Genomic DNA, 14,230 nt, shown 5'->3' on the forward strand with positions numbered 1-14,230 from the left:
TCACCGGGGGAGGACCGTTGGCTGACGCGCACTTCGGGCCTTACCGCCTGGAGAAGTTGATCGGCCGCGGCGGCATGGGCGAGGTCCACAAGGCCTACGACACGATCCGCAAGCGCGTCGTCGCGCTGAAGGTGCTGACCCCGCAGCTCGCCACCGACCCCGCGTTCCAGGCGCGGTTCCGGGCCGAGTCGGAGATGGCGGCCGGGCTGCGCTCCGCGCACGTCATCCCGATCCACGACTACGGCGAGATCGACGGCGCGCTCTTCATCGACATGCGGTTCGTCGAGGGCCGGGACCTCGGGGAACGCCTCGACGAGGAGGGCCCGCTCTCCCCGGACGAGGCCGTGCACATCATCGGGCAGGTTGCGGGCGCGCTCGACTCCGCCCACCGCGAAGGCCTGATCCACCGCGACGTGAAGCCGTCGAACATCCTGCTCTCCGCCTCCGACGGGGACGGCCGCGACTTCGCCTACCTCGTCGACTTCGGCATCGCGCGCATGGTCGACGGTACGAACGGTGGGCTCACCGGCACCGGCGCGGTGATCGGCTCGGTCGACTACATGGCGCCGGAGCGGTTCGAGCAGCTGCCGTCCGACCACCGCGTCGACGTGTACGCGCTGGCCTGCGTGCTCGCGGAGGTGCTGACGGGCTCGAAGCCGTTCCCCTCCGGCAGCATCGCGACCTCGCTCTACCACCACATGCACTCGCCGCCGCCGCGTCCGTCGCAGCTGCGCCAGGGGGTGCCCACCGCGCTCGACGAGGTGGTGGCCCGTGGCATGGCGAAGGACCCCGACCAGCGCTACGCGACCGCGGGCGCGCTGGCCGCCGCCGCGCGCGCCGCGCTGAGCGCCCCCGCGCCGGCCAACCCGGGGGAGACGACCGCGGCGCACCCGCCCCGGCAGCCCGGCGCCACCCGCACGTCCGGTCCGGTCTTCCCGCCGCCGCCAGGGCAGTTCGGGCCGCCGCAGCCGCGCCGGGCGCCGTCCGGGCCGCAGTACCCGGGCTCCGGTCCGCAGTACTTCGGCGGGCCGGCGCCGGCCCAGCAGGCGCAGTTCCAGCAGAGCCAGCCGCACGGCCGGCCGCAGAGCCAGCCCCATTACCAGCAGCACGGCCAGCCGGTGGGGACGCGCGTCTCGACCGATCCGAACGCCAACGTCTTCGCCGGCGCGTCGGCATGGGTGCCCGGCGCGGCGCTGAGCGGCGCCCCCTCGCAGCAGTCGGAGCAGCGCCCGCGCAGCGGCGCCAAGGTGTTCATGGTGATCGCGGCGGTGGTCGTGCTGCTCGGCGGCGGCCTCACCACCCTGCTGGTCGTGATCAACAATGCGTCGAGCACCACCTCGCCGCAGTCGCCGACCGTGCCGACGGCGGCGAAGGCGAAGCCGCGCAAGGTGGAGGTTGCGGAGAACCTGCCGATCAACGCGGCGACCGGCGCGGTCTTCGACCCGAAGGGCACGGCGTTCTTCACGGTGGGGCCCGCCCCGTACGAGCAGGGCCGCACCGGATCGCAGTACCAGCTCGAGAAGCACAACCTCGATTCGCCGGCAGAGCCGGGGGGGACCGTCCAGCTGCCGGAGGAGGCCTTCCCGCAAGCGCTCGCGCTCACCCCGGACGGGTCGAGGGCCCTGATCCCGACGTCGAAGAGCCTCTCGACGGAGCAGAAGTACAGCTTCGTCGTCGCCAACATCTCCGGCGCCGGCACCGTCGAGCACATCATCCCGATGGACGAGCTCCCGTGGACGGTCGCCGCCTCGAAGGACGGCAAGCAGGCCTACGTCGGCACGCGCGCCGGGGTGGTGGTGGTCGACATCGGGGCCGGCACCGCGGCGCCGGCGATCCCGGTCGGCGGCGAGGTGAAGGGCCTCGCTGTCACACCGGACGGGAAGAAGCTCATCGCCGTCGGGACGGCCGGGGTACGGGTGCTCAGCACCTCGACGAACGCCGTGGTCGGCTCCGTCGCGCTGAAGCAGGACCCGGTAGCCGTCGCGATCACCCCCGACGGTGCGAGCGCCTACGTCGTGCTCTCCGGCGGCAACGGGGTGGCGGTCATGGACGTGAGCACCACGGCCGTGGTCGGGGCCGCGATCCCGACCGGCGAGCGACCCGTGGCCATCGCGATCACCCCCGATGGCCAGCAGGCCGTGGTCAGCAACGAGACCACCAGCGACGTCACCGTGATCGAGACGGCTACCGGCGAGCCGTCGAAGATCAGCGTCGGGTCGAGTCCCGCGGAGATCGCGTTCAGCCCCGACGGCACCGTCGGCGTCGTCGTCACCAGCTCCACCATCGTCAAGCTCAAGAGGGATCTCGCATGATCCGACGTGCCTCGCTCGTGCTCGCGTTGGCAGCGGCCGCGGCGCTCTCGGGCGCTTGCACGACGGCCGTGCCCGGGCAGGCCGCGCCCGACCCGGTGGCGCTCGCGGAGCCCGCGCCGACCACCACGGCGCCCGCGCCGAACGGTCGCCCGTCGACCGAGATCCCGCTGGTGGTCGAGCCGGTCATCCCGGGCTGGAGCCCGGTGCGGTCGGTCAAGCGGGCCGCGATCTACGACGTCCCGCCGACGTGGAGCGTCCTGGGTGAGGGTGTGATCGTCGGCTACGGCGAGCCGGACAAGGGCGGGGTGCTCGGCAGCGGTGCCGCCGAGTTCGGCAAGGACGCCTGCGGCCAGTACTCCAGCCTCGCGCTGGCCGTGACGAAGCACGATCCCGGCACCGACCTCGCGGCGGCGTCGGCGGCGTGGGCGGAGATCTGGGCCGACCGGGCCTACACCGACGACGAGCAACGCCGCCCGGCGGTCGACGTCGGTCCGCCGGAGCAGATCACGACGATCACCGGGCTGCCCGCCGTGATCGTCAAGGCCGTGGCGGACCTGCCCTCCCCGGATCCGGAGTGCAACACCACGAAGGGTGCCGCGTACGTCGTCTCGGCGACCGGCTTCACCGGCGAGCTCGGCCCGACGGTCTCGCTGATCATCGTGGCGGACGTCGACGCGCCCAAGTCCGTCCCCGACGCCGAGATCCGCCAGATCCTCACGACGCTGCGCCAGCCCGGACAAGGCCCCAAGTAACCAACTTCCCCACCGTTTTGGGCACATGCGCGCGATTGCGGCGCGCATCCACCCAAAACGGTGGGGAACTTCGGTCAGCCGGTCGGGGTGTGGATGGGGCCGGCCCGCTCCGCGAGGCGCACGCCCGCGCCGCCCCAGTGCTGCGCGATCATCTCGGCCGCGATCGAGACGGCCGTCTCCTCCGGGGTGCGGGCGCCGAGGTCGAGCCCGATGGGGCTGGACATCTTGGCGATCTCCGCCTCGGTGATGCCCCGCTCGCGCAACCGCTCCAGCCGGTCGTCGTGGGTGCGGCGCGAGCCCATGGCGCCGATGTAGCCCACCTCGGGCAGCCGCAGGGCGACCTCCAGCAGCGGGACGTCGAACTTCGGGTCGTGGGTGAGCACGCAGAGCGCGGTGCGCGCGTCGATCCGCCCGGCCTCCGCCTCGGCGGCGAGGTAGCGGTGCGGCCACTCGACGACCACCTCGTTGGCGCCGGGGAACCGCGAAGCCGTCGCGAACACCGGACGCGCGTCGCAAACCGTCACCCGGAAGCCGAGGAAGTTGCCGATCCGCGCGACGGCCGCGGCGAAGTCGATGGCCCCGAACACGATCATCCGCGGCGGCGGCGCGAACGACTCCACGAACACCGAGAGGCCCTCGCCGCGGCGTTGCCCGTCGACGCCGTAGGTGACCATCGCGTTGCGGCCGGCGTCGAGCAGCCCGCGCGCGTCGTCGCGGATCGCGTCGTCGAGCCGGGCGGAGCCGGTGCCGCCCTCGGTGCTCTCCGGCCACACGACGAGCCGCTTGCCGAGCCGCTCGGCCGGGCCGGAGACGACGGTCGCCACCGCGACCGGACGCTCCGCCCGCACTGCCTCCGCGACCGTGCCCAGCTGGGCGTACGTCTCCGGGTCGACCTTCTCCACGAAGATGTCGATGATCCCGCCGCACGTCAGCCCGACCGCGAACGCGTCGTCGTCGGAGACCCCGTAGCGCTGCAGGATCGGGCGCCCGTCGGCGAGCACCTGCTGCCCCAGCTCGTACACGGCCCCCTCGACGCAGCCGCCGGAGACGCTCCCGACGGCCTCGCCGGCCGAGCCGACGAGCATCGAGGCGCCCGGCTGCCGTGGTGCGGAGCTGTAGGTCCCGACCACGGTGGCTAGCGCGGCGGTCTCACCCTTGTCCCACCACTCGTTCAGCTTCGCCAGTACGTCACGCATCGCGGATCACCTTCAGCAGCTGTTCCAACGTCGCCAGGCTGTGCCCGGCCAACAGGTCGTCCAAGTACGGGAGGGCGGCGACTATTCCGCCCTGCACCGGGGCGTAGCCGTCCTTGCCTGCGTGCGGGTTCACCCAGACCAGCCGGTGTGCGAGCCGGCGCAGCCGCGACATCTGCACGCCGAGCAGGTCGGTCTCACCACGCTCCCACCCGTCGGAGAACACGACGACGACGGCGCGCCGCGCGGCGCCGCGCTGCCCCCACCGGTCGACGAACGCGCGCAGGACCTCACCCAGCCGGGTGCCGCCCGACCAGTCGGGGATCGCCTTGCCGGCCGCGGTGAGCGCGCGCTCCGCGTCGCGCATCCGCAGCTCCCTCGTGATGCGGGTGAGCCGGGTGCCGAGCGTGAACGCCTCGACGGAGCCGGGGGAGCGGCGCACCACGACGTGCGCGAACCGGAGCAGCGCGTCGGCGTAGGGCTCCATCGAACCGGAGACGTCGACCAGCAGCACGATCTTTCGGGCGCGCCGTGAGTGCGATCGACGACGCAGGCCGTGCAGCTCGCCGCCGTTGCGCAAAGCCGCGCGCAGCGTCCGTCCCGGGTCGGGCTCGCCGTGGCGCGCGGGCCGGCGCCGCCGGGACGGCCGGGTCGGCAGCTCGGGCCGCAGCAGCGCCAGCAACCTGCGCAGGTGCTCGCGCTCGGCGGGGCTCAGCTCGGCGAGGTCGCGGTTGCGCAGCACCTCGCTGCCACTGGCCCGGGCGTGGATCATCGGCGACCGGTCGTCGTCGCCTTCTCCTTCGACCTCCGGTGCCGGGGTCAGCGCGGCGAGCGTCGGTGGCGGCGGCGGGCGCTCGTCCCTGATCTGCGTGCGGCCGCCGCGCTGCGGGGTGAACCAGCTCTCGAAGGCCTGGTCGTACCTCGGCAGGTCGTCGGGGTCGGCGCACAGCGTGAGCCGGCCCGCCCAGTACGTCTGGGTGCGGCTGGTGACGTCCAGCTCGTCGAGCGCGGTCAGGAACGCCGAGACCCGGTCGGTGGTGATGGCGAGCCCGGCCGCGCGGAGCACGACGGTGAAGCCGACCAGTCCTTCGATCAGGTTGTCCCGCTGCGCCGCTGGGGCCGCTGTCTCTTGGGCCGGTGTGCCGATGGCTGCCACAGGCGCCTCAGGAGGCGAGCAGGGAGTCGAGCTGCTTGCGGATGCGGTCGGCATCCTCCCGGTACTTGAGCACCGCGCCCAGCGTCGCGGCCGCGCTGTCGACGTCGAGGTGCGTCGCGCCGACGAGCTGCAGCGCGCGGGCCCAGTCGAGGGTCTCCGCCACCCCGGGCGGCTTGAGCAGGTCGGCGGTGCGCAACGCGCGCACGGCACCGGCCACCTGCGCGGCCAGCCGTTCGGGCAGCCCCGGCAGCCTGCTGTGCAGGATCTCGATCTCCCGCTGCAGGTCGGGGTGGTCGAGCCAGAGGTAGAGGCAGCGGCGCTTCAGTGCGTCGTGCACCTCCCGGGTGCGGTTGGACGTGAGCACGACGAGCGGCGGGACCTTCGCGCGGACCTCCCCGATCTCCGGGATCGTGACGGCGTGCTCGGTGAGCACTTCCAGGAGGAAGGCCTCGAACTCGTCGTCGGCGCGGTCGATCTCGTCGATGAGCAGCACGCTCGGCGTGGTCTGCAACGCCCGCAGGATCGGCCGCGCGAGCAGGAACCGCGGGTCGTAGAGGGAGGCCTCGACGACGTCGGCGTCGAGCTTCTCCTGGCTCGCGCCCGCCGCGGCCTCCAGCGCGCGCAGGTGCAGCAGCTGGCGGGGGAAATCCCAGTCGTAAAGGGCCTGTGTCGCGTCGATCCCGTCGTGGCATTGCAGCCGGATGAGTTCGGCGCCGAGAACCTCGGCGAGTGCCTGCGCGAGCGCGGTCTTGCCGGTGCCCGGTTCGCCCTCGCAGAACAGCGGGCGGTTCATCCGCATGGCGAGGAACGTCGCGGTTGCCAGCCCGGCGTCGGCGAGGTAGCCGGTCGAGCGCAGCGCCGCAGCAAGCGCGGTAGGCGAGTCGACGGGCGACTCGGAGCGGTCGTTCACCCAGCCAGCATGACTCACGGGCGGAGTCTCAGCCACCTGCGGGCAGATCACTCACCGTGCGTGGACATCACGTTCCGTGGTGAGGAAAGTGTGATGCGATCGCCAATACTTCCGTTTTGGATGCAATGGTCGAACCGTGATCTGGCCGTGATCACCTATGCGCTGACCAGCGGATATCTGTCTATCGTCGGCCCGATTGGGGCGTTACCGTGACGATGGTCACGACGGCTGGGATTGACGAATGCCGGTGTCCAACTCGTAGCGTCGACGGCCGGTCGTTCGAGAGGACGATCGGAAATGCATCCGGATCCGTCGCGCCAGGCCCTGTCCCGCGGATCCGGTCCGTCGAGATGGAAGACGGGACAGGGTCGGGGCGTCACATTCCCGACGGGCTGCAAGCTGGCTCATCGGGCGACGACCGGGACTGCTTGATCGGCTCCCCCAGCCGTTGACGAGCACGTCCTCCTCGACGGTGCGAGAGGAGAAAACAAAAAATGACTTCTCGAGTCGCGCGCAGCACGGGTCGAAGTCTGCTTCGTCTGGCAATTGCCGGAGCCGTTGTGATGGGTACCCCCCTCGCCGTCGCCGGAACCGCAAATGCCGCTCCCGATTCAGTTTGGGACAAGCTTGCCCAGTGCGAGAGCAGTGGCAAATGGAACACCAACACCGGCAACGGCTACTCCGGTGGGCTGCAGTTCAGCCCGCGCACATGGCGTGCATTCGGCGGTACCGGATCCGCGCACAAGGCCAGCCGCGCACAGCAGATCGCGGTGGCCGAGAAGGTGCTCGCAGCGCAGGGCTTCAAGGCCTGGCCGGCCTGCTCGCGCAAGCTGGGTCTCTCCGGCAAGTCGAGCCGCTGATATCTCAGCGTCGTTGATCTCCGGGCGGTGGGAGCCCGGGCGCGCCAGTTCGGCGCCCGGGCCCGCCGTGGCCAGCTCGCCGGATCTCAGGTCGAGTTGACCCACTCGTCGCTGCCGTCGGTGAAGGACTGGTGCTTCCAGACCGGCAGCAGCTTCTTGACCTGCTCCACCAGCTCGGCGCAGGTCTCGAACGCCTCTTTGCGGTGATCGGCGGCAACAGCGCACGCCAGCGCGACGTCACCGATCGCGAGCTTCCCCACCCGGTGGCTCACAGCGATCGCACGCACGCCCTGCGCGGCGGCCGCGACGTCGGCCGCCACCTGGGCGACGACCTTCCCGGCGCTCGGATGGGCGCTGTACTCCAGGCCCTGCACCGAGCGCCCGCCGTCGTGGTCGCGGACCACGCCGCTGAACGTCACCACGGCGCCCGCGCCGGAGTGCTCGACGAGCGCGGCGTGCTCCTCGACGTCGAGCGGCTCCTCCTGCACGACGGCACGCAGCACGGATGCACCTGTCATTTGTGATCGCCACCTCGGAGCTGGTCGACGGCGTGCTCCAGCACCCCGTCGAGCACGGCGAGTCCGTCGCGAACTCCACCTGTCGATCCGGGTAGGTTCACCACGAGCGTTCGCCCGGCGACGCCGCTCACGCCGCGCGAGAGCACGGCCGTCGGCACCTTCGGTGCGCCGGCCGCCCGGATCGCATCGGCCAGACCAGGCACTTCGTAGTCGATCACCCGTCGGGTGACCTCCGGGGTCGCGTCGGTCGGCGAGATCCCCGTGCCGCCTGTGGTGATCACGACGTCGACCGCGGCAGCCACCGCTGCCCTGATCGCCTCGCCGACGGGCTCGCCGTCGGGGACGACCGTCGCGTCGGCCGTCTCGAAGCCACGCGCTCGCAGCCACTCGACGATGAGCGGGCCGCCGGTGTCGGCGTAGACGCCCGCTGCGGCCCTGTTGGACGCCGTGACGACGTGCGCGCGGCGGCTCATCCGTCCTCCTGCGGGCGGACCCAGAGGCCGGTCTTGCCGCCCTCCTTGCGTTCCACGCGCACGCCGTCGAGCGTCGCGGCCGGATCGACGGCCTTGACCATGTCGTGCAGCGTGAGCCCGGCCACCGCGACGGCGGTGAGGGCCTCCATCTCGACGCCCGTGCGGTCGGTCGTGCGGACCGTCGCCGTGATCCGGACCTCGCTGCCTTCGGCGACGAGCTCGACGGTGACGCCGCTGATCGCGATCGGGTGGCAGAGCGGGACGAGGTCGGGGGTGCGTTTTGCGCCCATGATGCCCGCGATGCGGGCCGTCGCCAGCGCGTCGCCCTTCGGCAGGCCGTCGCGGCGCAGGAGATCGACGACCTCGGCCGTGGTCCGCAGCGTGCCCGTCGCGACGGCCGTGCGTGCCGTCGCTTCCTTCCCGGTGACGTCGACCATCCGGGCGGCACCGGCGGCGTCGACGTGGCTCAGCTCCACGGCGTGACCCTACGTCGTGCCGCTGGCCGCTCGTGTGCCGCCGTCTGCCGCGCAAAAATTGTGATGTGGATCACCTAAACGCAACCTCGATGATCGATGCTCGTTTGTGACGTTGAGGTCGTGAGCTGCACAAACCCGCTCATCTCCGACACTACCGGCGCCCTTCCCACGGCGTGTCCGCCGAAAATCGCCGGGTTCCCTCTCAGCAAAACCACACGTAGCGTCCTCCACGGCTCGCACGGACTCCCCGGTCCGGGCAGGCTCCGGAACCGCAGCGCTCCCCTGTCCGGCGGTCCCGGCCCCCGTTGCCTCACGAACCCCGCGTGGGACAGGTACGACCCGGCGGTCGCCCCCAAGGCCGCCAGCCAGAGCTCCCCCTGGCAGAGGTCTGCGCGCAGCGCACGGAGAAGTGCCAAATGGCTCGCTACCGCGGTCGCCATCGCGCCCCCAGCAACACCGGTCGGGTCATCGCCCGCACCGCGCTCGCCGGCGCAGTCGCCGGTGTCCCGTTGCTGGCGTCGGCGCCCTCCGCCTTTGCAGCCTCCGACTCCACGTGGGACCGCCTCGCGATGTGCGAGAGCACCGGCGACTGGAGCATCAACACGGGCAACGGCTACTCCGGTGGCCTGCAGTTCTCCCCGCGCACCTGGAAGGCGTTCGGCGGCGCCGAGTTCGCCTCCGCCGCCCACCAGGCCAGCAGGTCCGAGCAGATCGTCGTCGCCGAGCGGGTGCTCGCCGCGCAGACCTGGAAGGCGTGGCCCGCCTGCTCGCGGAAGCTGGGCCTCAGTGAGGGCGCCACCCTGCGCAAGGCGCCGGTGTCGAACGACGACGCCCCCGCGCAGAAGGCCGCGTTCCGCAACCCCACGGCGACCACCGGTGCTTACGTCGTCAAGTCGGGCGACACCCTCTCCAAGATCGCCACGCGCAACGGCGTCGCAGGCGGATGGAAGACGCTCCTCGACAAGAACCCCGGCCTCGGTGGCAACCCCAACAAGCTCACCGTGGGCCAGAAGCTGACCGTCTGAGGGGGTCCCGGCCCCGGGCCGGGGCCGGCACGCCAAGGCCGGGCCGGATCGGCGGACCGGCTCACCGCGGCGGACCGGCCCCGGCTCGGACTCCCCTCCCCGGTCGTCCCGGCTCCGCCGGGAGGGCAGCAAAGCCACTTTCAGGCCCGCCGAGGGCAGGAAAGTGGCTTTCCTGCCCTCGCGAGGGGCCCGCCCCTACCGGCGCTCAGGGTCCACCCTCGCCGCCGCGAGCTGCTCGGGCGTGTCGATGTCGTCGGGGAAGGCGATGTCGCCGCACTCGACCAGTTCCAGCGCCGGGTGGTCCGCGAGGTAGTGGCGGGCCCCCGCGTCACCGGTCGCGGTCGCCGCGACGCCGGCCCAGTGCGCGCGCCCGATCAGCACGGGATGCGCAGGGCGTCCCCCGTACGCCGCCCGGCGCAGCACGTCCGGCCCCGCCTCGGCCCCGAGGCGGGCGACAGCGGCCGCCGTGACGCCCGGCAGGTCGACGAGGTGGACGAGCGCGGCCTCGGGAACCGGCCGCAGCCCGGCGAGCGCGGCCAGACCCGCCCGCATCGACGCGCCCATCCCCTCGGCCCAATCGGCCGCCACGACCGCGTGGACGTCGGCCGGCAGCAACGCGCGGACGTCGTCCGCCGCCGCCCCGACCACGACGACCAGCGGCGCGCAGCCACCATCGGCGAGCACGCGCAGCGCCCTGCGCACCAGCGGCTCACCGTCGAGCTCGACGAGCGCCTTCGGACCGCCCATCCGGCGGCCGGCGCCGCCCGCGAGCAGCAGTCCTGCCGGCGCAGCTACTTGTTGATCTCCGTGACGGGGTGCACGTAGGGCACCTCTTCCAGCGGGAACTGCACGTCACCGAACGGGGAGAGCGAGCCCTGCACCGGGCTGGCGAGCTCGGTGACCGGGTGTTCCCCGTCGGGTCCTTCCGGCCACGTCGGGTCGACGCGGCCCGGGCGGGCGGCTTTTGCCACGGTGTCCTCCTCGAAGCGCTGAAAGCAAAGGTCGGGCTTGCCGAGAAGTATCGCGCACGCTCCGGTTACCGTTGTCGGGATGCCCACGACGCTGGTCGAATGGCTGCGCGCACAGCCCGACGAGATGCTAGCCACGCTGATGCGCCTGCGGCCCGACCTCGTCGTCCCGCCCCCGACCGACTTCGGCAAGCTCGCCGCACGGGCCGACGTACGCGCCTCCGTGAGCCGTTCCTGCGACGACCTCGACACGGTTGCGCTCGTCGTGCTGGAGGCGCTCGTCGTAGCCGGCGCCGACAGCGCCCCTGTGCCGCGCGCGGAGCTCGCCCGTCTGCTCGGGCCGGACATGCGCCCCAAAGCGCTCAGCTCGGCGCTGGGCGCCCTTTCCGCACGTGCGCTGGTGTGGGGCCCGGACGACGAGCTGGCGATCGTCCCTGCCGCGCGTGACGTCGTGCCGCGGTACCCGGGCGGGCTGGGCCGGTCCGCGGTCGGACCGGCGGCGTCCTCGGCGCTGCCCGCGCTGCTCGCCGCCGTCACGCCGGAGGAACGCAGGGTGCTCGACACCCTCACCGCGGGCCCGCCGATGGGCCGCAGCCGCGGCGGCACCGACCCGGCCGGTCCGGTCGGGACGCTGCTCGCGAAGGGGCTGCTGCTCCGCGTCGACAACGAGACGGTCGAGCTGCCCCGCCAGGTCGCGATCGCGCTGCGCGGCGACCGCCCGATGGGCAAGCTCACGGTCACGCCCCCGCAGCTCGGGCAGCGCGACCGCGGCGCCGATGTCGTCGACCGGACGGCGGGCGGCGCGGTGCTCACGCTGATCCGCCAGGTCGAGCTGCTCATCGCGCACTGGGGCGAGAACCCGCCGCCCGTGCTGCGCTCGGGCGGGCTCGGTGTGCGCGAGCTGCGGCGGGCGGCGAAGGAGATGGAGACCGACGAGTCGACGGCCGCACTCGTCATCGAGGTGGTGGTGGCCGCCGACCTCGTCGGGGCCGGCGACGGCATCGCGCCGGAATGGATGCCGACCACGAGCGCCGACGTGTGGCTCGCCGGCGGCCCTGAGGTCCGCTGGTCGCTGCTCGCCCGCAGCTGGCTCGACCTGCCCCGCCTGCCGGGGCTCGTCGGGCGCAAGGACGACACCGGGCGGCCCATCGCCGCGCTCTCCGACGGGGTGCGCAGGCCGCTGGCTCCGCGCGACCGCCGCCGGATCCTCGAAGGGCTCGCCGAGCTGCCTGCGGGCACCGCGGTCGGTTCGGTCGGCGGCCTCGCCGAGCTGATGGCGTGGCGCGCGCCCCGGCGCGGCGGGCGGTTGCGCGACGAGTTCGTGACGTGGGTGCTCGCCGAGGCGACGACGTTCGGCGTCGCCGCGCTCGACGCCATCTCCACCCCCGGGCGGGCGCTGCTGACGGACCACAGCGGGCTCGTGGCAGCGCTGCGGGCGACCTTGCCGGAGGCCGTCGACCAGGTGCTCCTGCAGGCCGACCTCACCGCCGTCGCGCCCGGCCCGCTCGAACCCGAGCTCGCCCGCGAGCTCGGCCTGCTCGCCGACATCGAGTCGGCGGGCGGCGCGACCGTCTACCGCTTCACCGAGGCGACGATCCGCAGGGCACTCGACGCCGGACGCAGTGCATCCGACGTGCACGAGCTGCTCGCCAAGCGCTCCGCGACACCCGTTCCGCAAGGCCTCACCTACCTCGTGGACGACGTCGCACGCCGGCACGGACGGCTCCGCGGCGGCGCCGCCACCTCGTTCCTCCGGTCCGACGACGAGGTGCTCATCGCCGAGGTGATGGCGCACCCCGAGGCGGCGAACCTCGAACTGCGCCGCATCGCGCCGACGGTGGTGGTGAGCCCGGTCCCGCTGGTCGAGGTGCTCGACGCGCTGCGCGCGGCCGGGTTCAGCCCAGCGGCCGAGGACACCGGGGGAGCGGTGCTCGACCTCTCCGACCGGGGCCGGCGCACCTCACCGCGCCGACGGACGAAGGAACGTGCCGCCACACCGGAGTTCAGCGAGCGGCAGGTCGCCGGGATGATCAAGCGGATGCGCGGCGGCGACACCCTCGCCGGGATCCGCCGCAACGCCGCGGAGTTCGCATCGGGTTCGACGCTCGAGCTGCTGCGCAGGGCGGTGGCGGAAGGCCGCGAGGTGTGGATCGGGTTCGTCGACAGCCACGGCGTCTCGAGCGAACGCGTGCTGCGACCCGTCAGGGTCGGCGGTGGCCTGCTGGAAGGCAACGACAGCATCGACGGCGAGCTGCACCAGGTGCAGCTGCACCGCATAACCAGCATCGCGCTCGTGGAGGAACAGCAGTAGCGCGGCACGCACCACAGGAGCGGTGCGGTGCGTGCCGCGGACGTGCTGGTACTGCAGGAGCGCGCGCTAGCGCGCGCCGGCCGTCATGCGGTGCCGCATGGCGTGCTCGACGAGCCGGATCAGCGTGTGCTTCGTCGACTCCCGGTTGCGGGCGTCGCACTGCACGATCGGGATCGACGGGTCGATCGACATCGCTTCACGGACGTCCTCGATGCGGTGCTGCAACAGCCCGTCGAAGCAGTTGAGGCCCACCACGTACGGCAGCCCCCTGTCCTCGAAGAAGTCGATCGCAGCGAACGAGTCGGCCAGCCGGCGGGTGTCGACGAGGACCACGGCGCCGATCGCGCCGCGCACCAGGTCGTCCCACATGAACCAGAAGCGGTGCTGACCCGGCGTACCGAACAGGTACAGGATCAGCTCGGAGTCGAGCGACACACGGCCGAAGTCCATCGCCACCGTGGTGGTGACCTTGTTCGGGGTCGCCGCGAGGTCGTCGACGCCGGCGCTGGCCTCGGTCATGACAGCTTCTGTTGTCAGCGGGACGATCTCGGAGACCGAGCCGACGAACGTCGTCTTACCGACGCCGAAGCCCCCGGCCACCACGATCTTGGCCGAGATCGTCGCCGAGGTGGCGATCATGTGCCCCCTAGAGCCGACGGAGTCCACTCAAGACCCTTTCCATCAATGCGAGGTCCGGCGCGTTGCCGGCGCTGCTCGCGGTCTGGTGCACGGTGACGACGCCGAGCCCGGCCATGTCACCCAGCAGCACCCTGGCGACGCCGAGGGGGAGCTTCATGAGCGCGGCGACCTCGGCGACCGACCGCGTTTGTTCGCACAGCTCGGCAACCGTGCGGTGTTCGACCTGCAACAGGCCGATCTGGTCACGGCCACGCTGGCTCGTCGAGACCAGCGTCTCGATCGCTAGGTTGAGACCGGACTTAGTCCGGCCTCGTGTCCAGGTGTAGGGCCGCACAGCGGCGGCGCCGACACCTCGTGCCACCTCGTCGGCCTCGACGGCCCGCATGTCGATGGGCCCCGTCGACGGGATCGAGGGACCCTGCGAGACGTGCGGGAGCGCACCCGAGGAGGGGCTGACCGGCGTCGGGTCGTTCGGGACGTCGATGCTCAGGCCGCCGTCGTCGCCGCCGCCCTTCCGGCGGCCCCAACGGCGTCGCTTCGGCGTGCGACCGGCATCGAAGCTGAAGCCGTTCATCACGTCGGCGAAAGTCGGCTCCGAGGATTGCCGGCGCTCGTCGTCGGGACCGGAGGTCATCGG

The 14,230-nt window shown here is 72.4% G+C and carries 16 protein-coding genes; 6 read left to right on the top strand and 10 right to left on the bottom strand.

The features are described 5' to 3' along the window. The first annotated feature begins 17 nt into the window (after positions 1 to 17). Together LL648_RS07435 and LL648_RS07440 are read left to right on the top strand one after the other, a co-directional pair. Positions 18 to 2,312 carry a serine/threonine-protein kinase gene (locus LL648_RS07435; RefSeq protein ID WP_232661658.1) on the top strand — a complete coding sequence of 765 codons (2,295 nt, stop codon included), beginning with the start codon at positions 18 to 20 and terminating at the stop codon, positions 2,310 to 2,312. Continuing rightward, the gene (locus LL648_RS07440) at positions 2,309 to 3,064 is read left to right on the top strand and encodes a hypothetical protein (protein WP_232661659.1); all 756 of its coding nucleotides are present in this window, start codon (positions 2,309 to 2,311) and stop codon (positions 3,062 to 3,064) included. Before LL648_RS07435 ends, LL648_RS07440 begins: the two co-directional genes overlap by 4 nt. A 74-nt stretch (positions 3,065 to 3,138) precedes the next feature. On the opposite strand, the gene LL648_RS07445 is transcribed toward LL648_RS07440, so the two are convergent. The 3 genes from LL648_RS07445 to LL648_RS07455 are packed head-to-tail and all read right to left on the bottom strand — an operon-like array spanning position 3,139 to position 6,323. After that, a complete protein-coding gene (locus tag LL648_RS07445; RefSeq protein ID WP_232661660.1) occupies positions 3,139 to 4,260 on the bottom strand; it encodes an XdhC family protein in 1,122 nt (373 codons plus the stop codon). Further along, positions 4,253 to 5,413 carry a vWA domain-containing protein gene (locus LL648_RS07450; RefSeq protein ID WP_374111998.1) on the bottom strand — a complete coding sequence of 387 codons (1,161 nt, stop codon included), beginning with the start codon at positions 5,411 to 5,413 and terminating at the stop codon, positions 4,253 to 4,255. Before LL648_RS07450 ends, LL648_RS07445 begins: the two co-directional genes overlap by 8 nt. A gap of 7 nt (positions 5,414 to 5,420) precedes the next feature. Further along, entirely contained in the window at positions 5,421 to 6,323 is a 903-nt protein-coding gene (locus LL648_RS07455) for an AAA family ATPase (protein ID WP_374111999.1), read from the bottom strand. A gap of 60 nt (positions 6,324 to 6,383) precedes the next feature. Here LL648_RS07455 and LL648_RS07460 point away from each other — a divergent pair, with 60 nt between their 5' ends. Together LL648_RS07460 and LL648_RS07465 are read left to right on the top strand one after the other, a co-directional pair. Continuing rightward, on the top strand, positions 6,384 to 6,536 hold the full coding sequence (locus LL648_RS07460) for a hypothetical protein (protein ID WP_232661661.1): 153 nt from the start codon (positions 6,384 to 6,386) through the stop codon (positions 6,534 to 6,536). Between the two features lie 350 nt (positions 6,537 to 6,886). After that, a complete protein-coding gene (locus tag LL648_RS07465; RefSeq protein ID WP_305080778.1) occupies positions 6,887 to 7,183 on the top strand; it encodes a transglycosylase family protein in 297 nt (98 codons plus the stop codon). Between the two features lie 86 nt (positions 7,184 to 7,269). Here LL648_RS07465 and LL648_RS07470 read toward each other — a convergent pair whose 3' ends face one another. The 3 genes from LL648_RS07470 to moaC are packed head-to-tail and all read right to left on the bottom strand — an operon-like array spanning position 7,270 to position 8,611. Continuing rightward, positions 7,270 to 7,701 carry a molybdenum cofactor biosynthesis protein MoaE gene (locus LL648_RS07470; protein ID WP_232661662.1) on the bottom strand — a complete coding sequence of 144 codons (432 nt, stop codon included), beginning with the start codon at positions 7,699 to 7,701 and terminating at the stop codon, positions 7,270 to 7,272. After that, positions 7,698 to 8,174, bottom strand: a complete 477-nt coding sequence (locus LL648_RS07475; RefSeq protein ID WP_232661663.1) for a MogA/MoaB family molybdenum cofactor biosynthesis protein — start codon at positions 8,172 to 8,174, stop codon at positions 7,698 to 7,700. The genes LL648_RS07470 and LL648_RS07475 overlap by 4 nt, the downstream gene beginning before the upstream one ends. After that, positions 8,171 to 8,611, bottom strand: a complete 441-nt coding sequence (moaC, locus tag LL648_RS07480; protein ID WP_232661868.1) for a cyclic pyranopterin monophosphate synthase MoaC — start codon at positions 8,609 to 8,611, stop codon at positions 8,171 to 8,173. Before moaC ends, LL648_RS07475 begins: the two co-directional genes overlap by 4 nt. Before the next feature lie 455 nt (positions 8,612 to 9,066). Between moaC and LL648_RS07485 the strand changes: the two genes are divergently transcribed. Then, the gene (locus LL648_RS07485) at positions 9,067 to 9,675 is read left to right on the top strand and encodes a LysM peptidoglycan-binding domain-containing protein (protein ID WP_232661664.1); all 609 of its coding nucleotides are present in this window, start codon (positions 9,067 to 9,069) and stop codon (positions 9,673 to 9,675) included. A 195-nt stretch (positions 9,676 to 9,870) separates the two neighbouring features. On the opposite strand, the gene LL648_RS07490 is transcribed toward LL648_RS07485, so the two are convergent. Together LL648_RS07490 and LL648_RS07495 are read right to left on the bottom strand one after the other, a co-directional pair. Then, entirely contained in the window at positions 9,871 to 10,452 is a 582-nt protein-coding gene (locus LL648_RS07490; RefSeq protein WP_255684886.1) for a nucleotidyltransferase family protein, read from the bottom strand. 14 nt (positions 10,453 to 10,466) lie between these two features. Continuing rightward, the gene (locus LL648_RS07495) at positions 10,467 to 10,646 is read right to left on the bottom strand and encodes a hypothetical protein (protein WP_232661666.1); all 180 of its coding nucleotides are present in this window, start codon (positions 10,644 to 10,646) and stop codon (positions 10,467 to 10,469) included. Between the two features lie 79 nt (positions 10,647 to 10,725). Between LL648_RS07495 and LL648_RS07500 the strand changes: the two genes are divergently transcribed. Beyond that, a complete protein-coding gene (locus tag LL648_RS07500; protein ID WP_232661667.1) occupies positions 10,726 to 12,954 on the top strand; it encodes a helicase-associated domain-containing protein in 2,229 nt (742 codons plus the stop codon). 66 nt (positions 12,955 to 13,020) lie between these two features. Here the strand turns inward: LL648_RS07500 and LL648_RS07505 are convergent, their stop codons facing one another. Next, positions 13,021 to 13,593 (bottom strand): GTP-binding protein, encoded by a 573-nt coding sequence (locus LL648_RS07505; protein WP_232661668.1) that lies wholly within the window; start codon positions 13,591 to 13,593, stop codon positions 13,021 to 13,023. Positions 13,594 to 13,600: 7 nt separating this feature from the next. Then, positions 13,601 to 14,227, bottom strand: coding sequence for a DUF742 domain-containing protein (locus LL648_RS07510; protein WP_232661669.1), 627 nt, complete (start codon positions 14,225 to 14,227; stop codon positions 13,601 to 13,603). Positions 14,228 to 14,230: the final 3 nt, after the last annotated feature.

This window comes from Pseudonocardia sp. TRM90224, assembly GCF_021245725.1.
Lineage (GTDB): Bacteria > Actinomycetota > Actinomycetes > Mycobacteriales > Pseudonocardiaceae > Pseudonocardia.